Annotated in this window: 13 protein-coding genes; 3 read left to right on the forward strand and 10 right to left on the reverse strand. The window is 31.2% G+C overall.

The window, feature by feature from the left end; translation table 11 throughout:
- Window positions 1–248 precede the first annotated feature (248 nt).
- From DM397_RS23680 to DM397_RS23690, 3 genes are all read left to right on the forward strand, one after another.
- Window positions 249–1,043 carry a sensor histidine kinase gene (locus DM397_RS23680; protein WP_239457911.1) on the forward strand — a complete coding sequence of 265 codons (795 nt, stop codon included), beginning with the start codon at window positions 249–251 and terminating at the stop codon, window positions 1,041–1,043.
- A gap of 115 nt (window positions 1,044–1,158) precedes the next feature.
- Window positions 1,159–1,824: a response regulator transcription factor gene (locus tag DM397_RS23685; RefSeq protein ID WP_111380263.1), complete on the forward strand. Its 666-nt coding sequence runs from the start codon at window positions 1,159–1,161 to the stop codon at window positions 1,822–1,824.
- A 348-nt stretch (window positions 1,825–2,172) separates the two neighbouring features.
- Window positions 2,173–3,432, forward strand: a complete 1,260-nt coding sequence (locus DM397_RS23690; protein ID WP_111380265.1) for an asparagine synthetase B — start codon at window positions 2,173–2,175, stop codon at window positions 3,430–3,432.
- 1 nt (window position 3,433) lies between these two features.
- Here the strand turns inward: DM397_RS23690 and DM397_RS23695 are convergent, their stop codons facing one another.
- From DM397_RS23695 to thrS, 10 genes are all read right to left on the reverse strand, one after another.
- On the reverse strand, window positions 3,434–4,237 hold the full coding sequence (locus DM397_RS23695; protein WP_111380328.1) for an endonuclease/exonuclease/phosphatase family protein: 804 nt from the start codon (window positions 4,235–4,237) through the stop codon (window positions 3,434–3,436).
- Between the two features lie 380 nt (window positions 4,238–4,617).
- The gene (locus DM397_RS23705; protein ID WP_111380269.1) at window positions 4,618–5,286 is read right to left on the reverse strand and encodes a response regulator; all 669 of its coding nucleotides are present in this window, start codon (window positions 5,284–5,286) and stop codon (window positions 4,618–4,620) included.
- An 8-nt stretch (window positions 5,287–5,294) separates the two neighbouring features.
- Complete coding sequence (locus DM397_RS23710; RefSeq protein ID WP_162615515.1) at window positions 5,295–6,788, reverse strand: ATP-binding protein; 1,494 nt, start codon at window positions 6,786–6,788, stop codon at window positions 5,295–5,297.
- 293 nt (window positions 6,789–7,081) lie between these two features.
- Window positions 7,082–8,809, reverse strand: coding sequence for a tetratricopeptide repeat-containing sensor histidine kinase (locus tag DM397_RS23715; protein ID WP_239457912.1), 1,728 nt, complete (start codon window positions 8,807–8,809; stop codon window positions 7,082–7,084).
- A gap of 169 nt (window positions 8,810–8,978) precedes the next feature.
- Window positions 8,979–9,413 carry a carboxymuconolactone decarboxylase family protein gene (locus DM397_RS23720; RefSeq protein WP_111380272.1) on the reverse strand — a complete coding sequence of 145 codons (435 nt, stop codon included), beginning with the start codon at window positions 9,411–9,413 and terminating at the stop codon, window positions 8,979–8,981.
- Between the two features lie 78 nt (window positions 9,414–9,491).
- Window positions 9,492–10,064 carry a Crp/Fnr family transcriptional regulator gene (locus DM397_RS23725; RefSeq protein ID WP_111380274.1) on the reverse strand — a complete coding sequence of 191 codons (573 nt, stop codon included), beginning with the start codon at window positions 10,062–10,064 and terminating at the stop codon, window positions 9,492–9,494.
- A gap of 151 nt (window positions 10,065–10,215) precedes the next feature.
- Window positions 10,216–10,560 carry a 50S ribosomal protein L20 gene (gene rplT / locus DM397_RS23730; protein WP_008464948.1) on the reverse strand — a complete coding sequence of 115 codons (345 nt, stop codon included), beginning with the start codon at window positions 10,558–10,560 and terminating at the stop codon, window positions 10,216–10,218.
- 174 nt (window positions 10,561–10,734) lie between these two features.
- Window positions 10,735–10,932, reverse strand: a complete 198-nt coding sequence (rpmI, locus tag DM397_RS23735; protein ID WP_008464950.1) for a 50S ribosomal protein L35 — start codon at window positions 10,930–10,932, stop codon at window positions 10,735–10,737.
- 97 nt (window positions 10,933–11,029) lie between these two features.
- A complete protein-coding gene (infC, locus tag DM397_RS23740; protein WP_111286002.1) occupies window positions 11,030–11,584 on the reverse strand; it encodes a translation initiation factor IF-3 in 555 nt (184 codons plus the stop codon).
- Between the two features lie 16 nt (window positions 11,585–11,600).
- Window positions 11,601–13,547, reverse strand: a complete 1,947-nt coding sequence (gene thrS, locus DM397_RS23745) for a threonine--tRNA ligase (RefSeq protein WP_111380275.1) — start codon at window positions 13,545–13,547, stop codon at window positions 11,601–11,603.
- Window positions 13,548–13,851 lie beyond the last annotated feature (304 nt).

A 13,851-nucleotide genomic window follows, 5' to 3' on the forward strand; every position in this document is an offset into this window, starting at 1 on the left:
CTTTACTTTGAAAAAATGTTTTTTTTAATAGTAATAGTTTTAGTTTCGTGTCAAAATCTAACGACTCGTAAAGATAAGATTAATTTAAGGGCAACTTTTTTATTAATAGAGTTAAAATTAATCTCTATCAAAAATTTGTTTTTGATAGAGATCTTTTTTGATAGCAATTTTGAAGAACTGATAACATTCAAAATAAATAATTATATCTTTGATTTTATGATCAATATTGATTTATTTAAAATTATATAATGATGAAGATTCATGCAATTTCGGAAAAAGAACTTGTCGCCATTATATTATACATTTCTCTTTTTTTTATAGTGGTTGCCGTAGTGTTAATCGTTTTCTTTTATTTCTCCAGAAAAAAAATAATTCAACAAGAGCTCGAAAAATTAGATTTAATATTACAATATCAAAAAGAGCAGCTTCATGCCATAATTTTTACGCAGGAAGAGGAACGTAAGAGAATTGCGCAAGATTTACACGATGATATCAGTTCAAAATTAAATATAGTATCACTGAACACGCATCTGCTTACAGCTCCTAATCTTACTGAAGCAGAAACTGCAGAAATTACAGAAAATATAATCGCTTTGACAACAAAGGCATTAGATAATTCTAGAAAAATTGCGCACAATTTGTTGCCACCAGTTTTTGAAAAATTTGGTTTAAATGCTGGTATCGAAGAATTATGTGAAGAATTTGAAAGTAGCAAATCGGTCAAAACGCATTATAAAAATGAGATCGATTTTGACGAGAAAGATATAGACAGGCATTTGCATGTGTTTAGAATTTTGCAAGAACTTATGAATAATTCTATTCGCCACGGAAAAGCATCGCAAATATGGATTTCTTTTGCAAATAATGAAGGAATTAACACTTGTTATTATGAAGATAACGGGGTTGGCTTTGATAGTTCAAATGCCGAAAATCAAAAAGGCTTGGGAATGAAGAATATTGATAGCCGTATATCATTTTTGGAAGGAACAATAGAAATTAACTCTGAAATTAATAAAGGTATTGTTGTAAATTTTACTTTTTAGGTAGAATTATGTGTTTTATTAAGGTTTTTAGTCAATAAAATGGGGTATGTAGACTTTTTCTAAATCATATTTTGTAATTTCGATAAACCAAATTAAACGACCAAAAACAAATAAGATGAATGCTGCTATAAAAATTGCCCTAGTAGACGACGAGATTTTGTTTCGAAAAGGAATTTCTTTTTTATTACAGAGAGAAGAAAACATTGATGTTATTTTTGAAGCTTCAAATGGCGATGAACTTATTTCGGAATTAAATGAAAGCGAAATAAAGCCGGATATAATAATAATGGACTTGAAGATGCCGGTCTTAAACGGAGTTGAAGCCACCAAAATTATTAAAAAACTCTTTCCCGATATTAAGATTATTGCATTGACCAGTTATGACACCAAATCTTTCATTGCAAATATGATTCAAGTTGGTGCAGTAGCGTACTTAATAAAAAATACTACTCCAAAGGATCTAATTCATACCATTAACGAAGTAGCAAAAAAAGGTTTCTATTACAACGAAAATGTTTTAAAAACTATTCAAGAAACCATAGTTTCTCCTAAAAATGCAAGAGGAGGGTTAGAAACTAATTTTCTTTCTCCACGCGAAATCGAAATTCTACAGTTAATTTGCCAGCAGAAAACTACCGCAGAAATTGCAGAACATCTTTTTTTGAGCCCTCGAACTATAGAAGGGCACAGAAATAATTTATTGCTTAAAACAGAATCGCGTAATATTGCTGGGTTGGTTGTTTATGCTATACAGAATGAATTGGCGGTTTTAACAATTTAAAAGTTATGCTGTTAAAAACTGAATCGACAAAACATAGTATAATATGATTGTTATTACAAGAACACATAATCCTATTTTCTGAATCATATTCAAACCCTTTTGCTGGTTGTTACTTTCATTAAACTTCATAGTGGCTATTTTTTTACAGCGATTAGTTTTGTGAACCTGGGATAGCAAATTTAGAGAGAAAATTCTATCAGAGTACAGGTGTTTTTACCTGTTTTTTTTATCGTCGATAATCTCTTTTTTTTCGCACTTTTCTTATTTAACATTCTATTGTGTCAGAAAAGGTTGTAGGCATTCTTTTTTTGTTGCTACCTTTTATATCTTTACTAAAATAATTTTCTGATGAATAAGAGTTTACTCTATATTTTTATACTAATAGCAACATTTAATGCTAGAGCTTCGTTTATCTTACTTCCGATGGACGAAACAACGCAGCAAAATCATTTAAAAGCATACGGAATTACTTATTGGTGTTTGAGTAGAGATTATAAAGCAAGTTGGCTTTTGAATTATCGCGGAGGTTCTTTTTTGCTTCCAGACGCGGATGAAATTAGAAAAGAATGTAAAATACGAGGAGTTAGTTTTGAAGTAATTTCCGATAGTGAACAAGCTTCTATTTTAAATGAAATTTCGAGTCCTTCTCAAAATATGGAATCGGTGATTTTAGAAAAAGCTCCTAAAATAGCAGTTTATACTCCAAAAGGAAAGCAACCGTGGGATGATGCTGTGACTTTGGTTTTAACTTATGCCGAAATTCCGTTTACACCAATTTACGATGAAGAAGTTTTAAGCGACCAATTATTAATGTATGATTGGCTCCATCTACATCATGAAGATTTTACGGGGCAATATGGAAAATTTTACGCAGCATATAAAAATACGCCCTGGTATATTGATCAAAAAAAGGATGCAGAAGCTTTGGCTGCAAAACTAGGATATGCAAAAGTATCTCAGGAAAAAGGAGCGGTCGCAAAAAAAATTAGAGATTTTGTAATTGGTGGTGGCTTTATGTTTGCGATGTGCTCAGCTACAGATAGTTTTGATATTGCACTTGCAGCAGACGGTGTAGATATCTGCGAAACAATGTTTGATGGAGACCCAAGTGAGTCTAACTATCAGTCAAAATTAAATTATAATAATTCTTTCGCTTTCAAGAATTTTACTCTAGAAAGAAGACCTGAAGTTTATGAATTTTCAGATATCGATATGACAACAAAAAGAAGGATATTGATGGAGAAAGATTACTTTACTTTAATGGAATTTTCTGCAAAATGGGATCCAATCCCGAGTATGTTATGCCAAAATCATACACAATTGGTAAAAGGTTTCATGGGGCAAACCACTTCGTTTGATACTTCATTAATAAAATCTAATATCTTGATCATGGGAACATGCGAGTTAAACGGTGAGTCAAGATATATTCATGGAGAAAAAGGAAAGGGTATGTTTACTTTTTTTGGCGGACATGATCCAGAAGACTTTCAGCATCAGGTTGGAGATCCACCAACGGTTTTAGATTTACATCCTAATTCACCAGGATATAGATTGATTTTGAATAATGTGCTATTTCCAGCAGCTAGAAAAAAGAAGCTTAAAACTTAAATTAGTTTAGAGAAAATTCAAACCAGATCGGAATATGATCGGATACTTTTCTTGCATTTTGAAGTGAATCAAAATCTTCGTAAAATTTGATAATTCCCGAATTGATGACTTTTAGGTTTGATGTATTGTAAAAGATATTGTCGAATTCGGATGCTAGACAGATATTGTCTTTGCATTTATATTTAAGGGTTGTTTTCTGGTTTTTTAACACAGGAGAATATCCCATTTTTTTTAATGGATTAAAAACGGAATGTTTTTCAGGGCAATTAAAATCACCTAAGAAAACGAGGTTTAAATCGGGATATTCGTTTGGCAGAAATTTGAAATATTTGATTTCGGTTTCGGGTTGTTTTTTCTGTGTTATGGCATGAAAGTTAACTAGTGTGATTGCCCTTTTATTAATCTCAAAAGTGGCAAAGTAGGGTTCCCTATCAATCTCTAAGTTGAATTTTTTCTCCAACCAAGGCTTGTTTTTTAATTTGGCTTTATGGGTTTTCCAAATAAATGCATAACGTTCTGTTTTGTAACTGCTACTAGAAGTAGGATCACTTATTCTGTAATCCCATTTACTTCCTTTTTCATTAAGTAATGACGCCAGTTTTGCAACAGTTTGAGCACCTCCATTTCCAGCAACAACTTCTTGAATTGCAATGATATCGTAATTAGAAATTGTTTTGGCGATATAATTTAGATGCGCGTCTGATTTAGATTTTCCAAAGTTTTCTATATTCCATGATACTACTTTGGTTTGTGCAAAAGATAAAAATGTAAAAAATAATAAGAAAAGGCAGAATTTTTTTTTCATGTAAAAAAGTAATGGAACAAGATACAAGTTTTCTTTTCCAGCAATAATCAAGCCCTTCTTAAAATTGATTAATGTTTTTTGTATCGATTTTTCAGGGCAGTCCCAATAATTATAATTTGCAATACTAATAATGCTGGAATAAATATTAATTTCCAATCAACTTCTAGCCAGCCAGTTTTTTCGGAAACAAAAGCAAAACTAATTGATAAAAAAAGGCACAGAAACATTGTTTTCATAATGATTTTATTTTGTGTAGTATTAATTTTGGAGAATATAATACTCGCTTTACTTTTCGGTTTCATGGTCGCTTAATAGATTATCACAAATTTAATGGTATCAAAAGTGTAATCCTTACGGAAACCCGTAAAGCGCTATAAAAATTACACCAATCCGAAATCTTTTGCGATTGCAATCAAATGCACATTGTTGTTGGCTTTAAAGTAGATTTTCAGTTTGTTTATTCTTTTTTCAATACTGCTTGTTCCGTTAGGTGTTATAGATAAATCTTTAAATTCTTTAGAAATACTTTCTAAAATATATCCTTGCGATAAAAGCTTTAAAATAGAAATGTCATAAGATTCAATTTCAATTAGAGCCTTGTCAGTAAAATTAAAAGACAAATCAGAAGACAGTATTTTTTCTTCATTATTATATGTACTTTTAATAGCATTTCTTAACTCAGCAATACTATTTCTACCTTTAGAAACATATGCATTAATACCTAATTCGTTAAAAAGAGTTTTAATTCTATAACTTTTATCTTCTATCGAAAAAACAATCTTTTTTAAATTTGGCTGTACTTTGTTTGCAGCTTCTATAAGTTCGTCTCCACTATTTAAATTTACTTTTCTATGATCTGATTTAAATGATAAATCTGTAATCAACAAATCATAAGGTTCTTTGTCAGCCAATGCTTTTTTTATTTTAAGCAGACCTTCGTCACAATATTTCACATGATGAATTACTGAAACTTGTAACTCTTCAAGTACTTGAACAACTGCAATGCTGATACTATCTAAATCTTCGGCAACTAAAACTTTTTTAAACATATACTGGGTTATATAGGGAATTTGAAACTTATTTTAAAACCACTTTCTGAATTTGTATCAAAATTAAAGGTTCCTTTTATTGTTTCAATACGGTTTTCCACATTTTGTAGTCTTTTTTCTAAAATAGCATGCTCTTCGTTAACTTTTGTGCCATTATCTGTGTAGGTTATAAAGATATTTTTCTCATTTTTTTTAAACGTTATACTTGCTAGAGAAGGATTGTTTAATGTTTTCATTTGGTCAAGAATTTCCTGGAGAACTCTAAAAACTGTAATTTTTTTTGCCCGATTTATTTTATACCACGAAAAAGTATTTAAGCCATTTATTATGATATTTAGATTAGATGTTGTGTAGCTGGAAATCATTTCTTTTAAGTTCTTACCATAATTATGATCTGTATGAATAATGCTATTTTCTCGTGAAATGTTTCTTGTTTTGGAATAAATATCATTTAAGTTAGAAAGGAATTTTTCTTTGTTTCCTAAATCTTCCAATTCATTACTTTTTGTAAATTCCAGTATTTGATGAATATCTTTCGTTAATTCATTCTGAAGCTTATCCGAAATGCGCATTTCACTTTTAAAAACAGCATCATTCTTTTCTTTTTTTGCTTTATGGGTAATATAAAGAGTAAGAAAAATTAAAACGAAAGCACTAATAGATATTACGACATACAAAATATAACTCCTGTTTTTTTGTCTTTGAAATTGTAATTCATTTTCTGCTTTTTGATTTTTGAGTTCTAAATTTTCTTCTTTATCCTTCTTTGAGTTATATATAATGTCGGCAAATTGATTTTTTGCTTTTTTCCTGCTTATAGTAAGACTATCTACCATTCTAAAGTAAATACGAGAATGTTTTTTTGAATTTTCAGCATCATCAGCTTCTATTAAAGCAGCTAGCATATTAATTTCATTTGTTGTAGATCTTGCTTTTTTCGCGCAGATATAAGCCTTCTCAGCATTAATTTTTTTCAATATGGGATTATTGTATTTTTTATAATATTGATAAAAAGCATAATAGTTGCCAATTAGTTCGTATTCATTATTTAAGGTTAGACCTATTTCCAAACTTTCGTTAAAACAGTCCAATGCCTCTTTTTTATGATTTCCAAGATAAAAGTAAGAAAGTCCCAAATTATATAATTTGCTGCTGCGCAGAATATCTGTATTTGAAGGGGTGATTTTGTCTTCAATTTTTAGCCTAGCTATGGGTTCTAATAAATCTACAGCTTCTTGGTATTTTCCTTGTTGCATGTAGATAAACGCAATTTCCGATATTATTCTTGATTTTCTGAATGTAGAGACTGCATTTTTTAATGCTTTTTTATGATAAAATAATGCTTTTTCATTGTTGTAAGTGTAGTAATAGTTAAAAGCCATAAACGTGTAAGCATTAGTGGCATGCTTTTTATTAGATGTTTTTTCTAGATAAGGAAATGCTTTTATAAGCTTAACTTCTGCTTCGTAATAATCACCATATCTTTGTAAAATTTCTACCATATAGTTTAATGAACCCACGTATTCATCTGCATAATCTTCTTTTGGCTCGCATAATAATTGTGTTTTATTGAAGTAAAGAAAAGCACTGTCATATTTTCCTGAATCAAAAAAAGTAAGTGCTTTTTCCATCGTTTGCTTTATTTCAGCTGAGCGATCGCGTTTACTATGATGTAAATCTAAATTTTTTGCCTGAGAAAACTGTATAGCATAAAGGGACGCCAAAATTGTAATGAAGATTAGCAAGTAAAAAACAATATGTCTTTTCTGAAAAATGAAAAACGAGTTCTTAGGCATTATGAAGGAAATTTTATTAAAACCTTAAAACCTTTTCCTGAATCTGAATGAATTTCTAGTTCACCTTTAATGTCGTGAATTCGATTCTCAATATTATGCAAACCATTTTTTAAAACCATTTTATTTGTATCAATGCCTTTTCCGTTATCAGTATAATTAATCATTACAACATTGTTATGTTCCTTAAAAGTAATTGCAACTAAGGTTGCGTTACTATGTTTTTTCATATTCACAAGTAATTCCTGAATCGAACGGTAAACTGCTGTTTTTTTAGTTTTATCAATTTTGTCCCAAGAGATAGTATCAAGACCATTTATCAAAAGATTTATGCTAGAAACATTAAATCCGGAAATCATTTCTTTGAGAGAAGCTTTATAATTTTGACAGTCTAAAAACGGAGTGTTGTCCTTCGAAATATTTCTACATCGGGAATAAATATCGTCCAATTTTTGCATTAATTGACTTTTGTTTTCTTCAGAAGTAAGGTTTCTGCTTTCTACAAATGCCATTGAGTGGTAAATATCATTAGCTAGTTCATCATGTAATTTTTTCGAAATTCTAGTTTCACTCTGATAAGTTGCTTCAATTTTTTGCTGATTAGCCCTTACTGTGAGGAAAAAATATAGAAAGACAATTAGACTTAAAGCCAATATGATTATGACATAGGAAGCAATATTCTTACTTTCTTGTTTAGCTAGTCGAAGTTCATTTTTAATTTTTTGAGCCTTTAATTTTAAATTTTCATCCTTTTCTTTCTTAGAATCGTATTTAATTTTTGCAAATTGATTTTTAGCTTTTTGTCTAGCTACAAAAATACTATCATTCAATTTTATATAAATAAGAGTATTTTTTTTTGACTCAATATTTGAACTGTTTTCAGCTATGAATTTTAAGGCAAGTAAACGATCGTCAGTATTGTTAGATAGTGTATAGTTTTCGTAGCTTAATTTCGCATATTTCATCACTAGATTAGGATCTTTTTTGTTGTGATAGTATTCCGCTAGATTGTAGTATGTTCTTCCTAAACCATCATTATAATTGACTTGACGTTTTAATTTTATACTACTTTCAAAATATGATAATGCTTTTGGGTCTTTGAGTTTATAATAGCAATAACCTATATAGTCTAGTGTTTTAGAATAATTTTCAGGATTTTCTTTAACTATTTTCTCTTTACTAATAGAAAGAAAAATAGGAAGCGCTTTATCGAACTTTTGTTGTTTTATGTAGATAACAGCTATATTATTTTTTGCTTCAAGTTTGTTTATCCTATCAGTGCTTAAAATAAACGCTTTGGAATAATAGTAAATAGCAGTTGGATAGTCATACGTGAAATAATAATTTCTTCCTAAAACACTATAGATGTTCCATACATAATTAGAATTTTTTATTTGGCTTAAAAACGGAAATGTTTCGTTTGCTGTTTTTATACTTCCTTGAAAATCTCCCTGTGCTTGTTGAATTTCTGCCATGTAATACATGCAGTAAATATAATGTTTAGCATCTTCTTTAGGTTCACAATAGGTTCGTGCTTTATTATAATAAAAAAAGGCACTATCTGTATTCTTGTAGCTATTATAAAATTTGTCGGCTTTGCTAATTAATTTAAGGATTTCTGTATCATTTTTTGCTTTTTTAGAACTGTCAATGTTTTCTTTTTGGCAAGAAAAAAACGCGAGTAAAAGAGCTGCTAAAAAGGTAAATATTTGTATTCTTTTTGGTATCATGCGCCAAAAATAAAAAATATGAATTCTTATGAAAGAGTACAAATACCTGTTTTTGCAAAAAGTATGTTTTTTTTATTTTCTAGTATTCATTTACAATGATATACAAACAAACCCTCAGTTAGAGGGTTGTTAAAATTTTAGAATGTTGTAAAATTTATCTTTATAAAACTTAAACGGCTCTCATTCCAGTAGTAATTGCGAGTCTATTCCAAGAGTTAATTGTAATGATGGCTAAAAGTATTTCAGCAAGGTATTTTTCGTCAAATAATTGAGCAGCATTTTGGTAAACTTCATCTGAAACATGATTGTTAATTAGAGTTACTTGTTCTGTTAAAGCTAAGATTGCTTTTTCTTCGTCAGTATAAAAATCAGCTTCGCGCCAAGCGCTGATTAAATAGATTCTTTGTTCAGAAATACCAAGCTTTCTTGCGTCGGCAGTATGCATATTGATGCAGTATGCGCAACCATTAATTTGTGAAGCACGAATTTTGATTAATTCTTTATGAATGGGAGTTAATGAGGTTGATGAAATATATTTTTCTAAATTCATTAATGCTTGATAAGCCTCTGGAGCAACTTGCGGAATAATAATTCTTGATTTCATTTTTTATGTTTTAAAAGTTCATTACAAAGGTCAGTAATGTATGCTTTCAAAAACTTGAACTACTTCAAGAAATTCAAATCAGACTTTTCCAGCCCTTATTTTACTCATAAATTCTGCAGAAAAATCTAAATAGGAGGCAATCATGTATTGAGGAACACGCTGTACAAATTCTGGAAAATTGTCATTAAAATGATGATATCTTTCTTCGGCCGACATTGTAAACAAGAATTTGATACGCATTTGCATAGCGCCAAAAGTTTTTTGAGTAACAATTCTGAAATACCTTTCTAGGTTTGGAATTTCAATTAGTAGTGATTCTAATACCGTTTTATCAATAGCAATGACTTCTGAATTTTCGACTGCCTGCAAATAAAAACTTGAAGGGACATGATTGTGGTAGCTCAAATAATCAGTAATCCACCAATTTTCGATCGCAAACTGTAAGGTTTGCTCAGCTCCTTTAGAATTGATTATAAATTGCCGCATACAGCCTTTAACAACAAAATACATAGTGTTGCATATTTGACCTTCTTCTAAAATATGTTCTTTCTTTTTTACTTTAGAAATTTCTAGGCATGATTCTAATTTATCAATATCTGAAGGTTCAAGAGAAATGAATTTTTGAATATGATCAAAAAGAGGTTTATGCATAAAGTTTGTTTGGTTTATGCAAAGTTACTTTTTAAATTTTGTTCTGCGGAGAGAGAGATTTAAAATTTCTTGAAAACAAAAAACCATTCGCGTTAACGAATGGCTTTTTTTATAATAAGTAAGTAATCTTAAATTGAGTTTATAAAACGTTTTATTTTACTTTATTAAGAATAGCTTTGAAAGCTTCTGGGTGGTTCATAGCTAAATCTGCAAGAACTTTACGGTTCAATTCGATTCCGTTAGCTTTAACTTTCCCCATGAATTGAGAATAAGACATTCCTTCTAATCTAGCTCCAGCGTTGATACGTTGAATCCATAATGAACGGAAATTTCTTTTGTTTTGTTTTCTATCGCGGTAAGCGTAGCTCATCGCTTTCTCTACTGCATTCTTAGCAACTGTCCAAACGTTTTTACGTCTTCCAAAGAAACCTTTGGCTTGCTTCATTATTTTTTTTCTTCTTGCTCTTTTAGCAACTGAATTTACCGATCTTGGCATAATTTTAATGTGTTTTTGTAGCAGGCGTCCTGAATTGAATCAAAGGAACTTAAAGCCATACTCCAAGGTTATATAAATAATTTTTTAACCTAAAGAAATTCTCTAGTCAAATGTCGAAAGTCAAATGCCGAAAGAAATTACTTTTGACTTTAAGACTTTTCAACTTTAGACTTATTAGATAATTCTTAATTGTTGTTTAATGCTTCTCATATCTGTTTGGTGAACTAGCGCTGAGTGAGTCAAAGCTAATTTACGTTTTTTAGATTTTTTAGTCAAGATGTGACTTTTAAAAGCATGCTTTCTTTTAATCTTTCCAGAGCCAGTAACTTTAAAACGTTTCTTAGCGCTAGATTTTGTTTTCATTTTAGGCATTTTTCCTAGTGTTTTAATTTATTCTTACTTACTTATTTTTTTGTTTCAAGTTTAAAGTTTCAAGTTCAATGCTGAACACCGAGACTGTAAACCGAGACTATTTCTTTTTCTTCGGAGCAATGAACATAATCATTCTCTTTCCTTCCAGAACTGGCATCGCTTCAACTTTACCGTGTTCCTCTAAATCTTGAGCTAGACGCAATAATAGAATCTGACCTTGATCTTTGTAAATGATAGAACGTCCTTTAAAGAAAACGAAAGCTTTTAATTTAGCTCCTTCTTTTAAGAATTTTTCAGCGTTCTTTCTTTTAAACTCATAATCGTGCTCATCTGTTTGAGGACCAAAACGAATTTCTTTTACAACAACCTGAGAAGATTTAGCCTTTAATGCTTTATCACGTTTCTTTTGTTCATAAACAAATTTCTTGTAGTCCATGATTTTACAAACTGGCGGCTCAGCATTTGGAGAAATTTCAACCAAATCCAACTCAAGCTGATCTGCTAAACGCAATGCATCAGCTATTTTAAAAACGCCAGGCTCGATATTCTCACCTACAAGACGTACTTCAGGAACACGAATAAGATTGTTTATTCTGTGTGCATCTTTTTTTTCTACTCGAGGTTGAAAACCTCTGTTACTTTTTATTGCTATGACTTTCTAATTTAAGTTAAACTGTAAATACTTTTAATGTCTTTTTTATTTCTTCGTCTACAATCGCAGCAAATTCGTCGATTGAAACTGTGATATTACCTTTTCCTTCTTGTCCATGACGACGAATAGAAATCGTTCCGTTTTTCTCTTCCTCCTCACCAACGATAAGCATAAATGGAATTTTCTGCATTTCTGCATCTCTAATTTTCTTACCGATAGTTTCGTTTCGGTTGTCAATTAGGGCGCGAATTTCGTGATTTTCTAGCAAATCTAAAACTTTTTTAGCATAATTTTCGTATTTCTCGCTCAAAGACAAGATAATAGCCTGCTCAGGCATTAGCCAAAGTGGGAAATTTCCTGCTGTATGCTCTAGTAAAATTGCTATAAAACGTTCCATAGACCCAAAAGGAGCTCTGTGAATCATAACAGGGCGATGTAATTCATTATCAGCGCCTTTGTAAGTCAGTTCAAAACGCTCAGGTAAGTTGTAATCTACCTGAATTGTTCCTAATTGCCATTGTCTTCCCAAAGCATCTTTTACCATGAAATCTAGTTTTGGACCATAAAATGCTGCTTCGCCATATTCAACAACAGTATTAAGACCTTTATCTTTAGCTGCATTGATAATAGCGTTTTCTGCCTTTTCCCAGTTTTCATCAGTTCCAATGTATTTTTCTCTGTCTTCCTGGTCTCTTAATGAAATCTGAGCCGTAAAGTTTTCAAAGCCTAAAGAGCCAAATACATATAATACAAGGTCAATTACTTTTTTGAACTCTTCGTCCAATTGTTCTGGAGTACAGAAAATATGCGCATCATCCTGAGTAAATCCTCTAACGCGAGTTAAACCGTGTAATTCTCCAGATTGCTCATATCTATAAACGGTACCAAATTCAGCATAACGCTTTGGTAAATCTTTATACGACCAAGGTCTAACATTGTAAATCTCACAGTGGTGAGGACAGTTCATTGGTTTTAATAAGAACTCTTCTCCTTCCGCAGGCGTATGAATTGGCTGGAAACTATCAGCACCATATTTAGCATAGTGGCCAGAAGTAACATATAATTCCTTTTGTCCAATATGTGGACTAACAACTTGTTCGTATCCAGCTTTTTTCTGAGCTCTTTTCAAAAATTGCTCTAAACGATCTCTTAAAGCAGCTCCTTTTGGTAGCCATAAAGGTAAACCCTGACCTACTTTTTGAGAAAAAGCAAATAATTCAAGCTCTTTTCCTAATTTACGATGGTCACGACGTTTAGCTTCTTCAAGAAGTTCAAGATATTCAGTCAAATCTTTTTGTTTAGGAAAAGAAGTTCCATAAACACGAGTCAATTGTTTGTTTTTCTCATCACCTCTCCAGTAAGCACCAGCAACACTCATGATTTTTACAGCTTTGATAATTCCGGTATTCGGAATATGTCCACCGCGGCATAAATCAGTAAAAGTTGCATGATCACAAAAAGTAATAGTTCCGTCTTCAAGATTCGAAATCAATTCAGTCTTGTAAACATTGTCTTTATACATTTCTAAAGCTTCTGCTTTAGTTACTGGACGCATTTTAAAATCAAACTTTCCTCTTGCAATTTCAAGAATACGGTCTTCGATCTTTTTGAAATCAGCTTCAGAAATTTTCTGATCTTCAAAATCTACATCATAATAGAAACCATTAGCAATTGGAGGTCCTAGAGTTAGTTTGATTCCAGGATACAATTCTTCAAGAGCTTGAGCCATTACGTGCGAAGTCGAATGCCAGAAAGCTTTTTTTCCTTCAGCATCATTCCAAGTATATAAAATAAGATTACCGTCGGTCGTTAATGGAGTCTCGGTTTCAATAGTTGTACCATTAAAAGATGCAGAAATCACATTTCTTGCAAAACCTTCGCTAATATTTTTAGCGACCTCCATTGGAGTTACGCCCGAAGCGAACTCTCTAATTGACCCATCGGGTAAAGTAATCTTGATCATTGTTTATAATTTTGTGAATGCAAATATACATGATTACAAAAATACATACAATATATATGTAGAAGTTTACTTTATTATATAATATGGTTTTTTACTCATTATTATATATAAGGGTAATTCTCGTTCTTAACCCGACAGGTTTTCAAAACCTGTCGGGTTTGTTTTTGTATATATAATGAGAAAACTTCGATTGTCAGTCAGAGCACAGCGAAGCCTTTTTATCGGCAGTTTTGGAATTTGGAATTTGAAAGATTGGAATTTCAATGTTAATTAGGAGCTATTTCCCGCTATCCGCTTCAATCTT

The organism is Flavobacterium nitrogenifigens (assembly GCF_003254565.1).
In the GTDB taxonomy this organism is placed as follows: Bacteria; Bacteroidota; Bacteroidia; order Flavobacteriales; family Flavobacteriaceae; genus Flavobacterium; species Flavobacterium nitrogenifigens.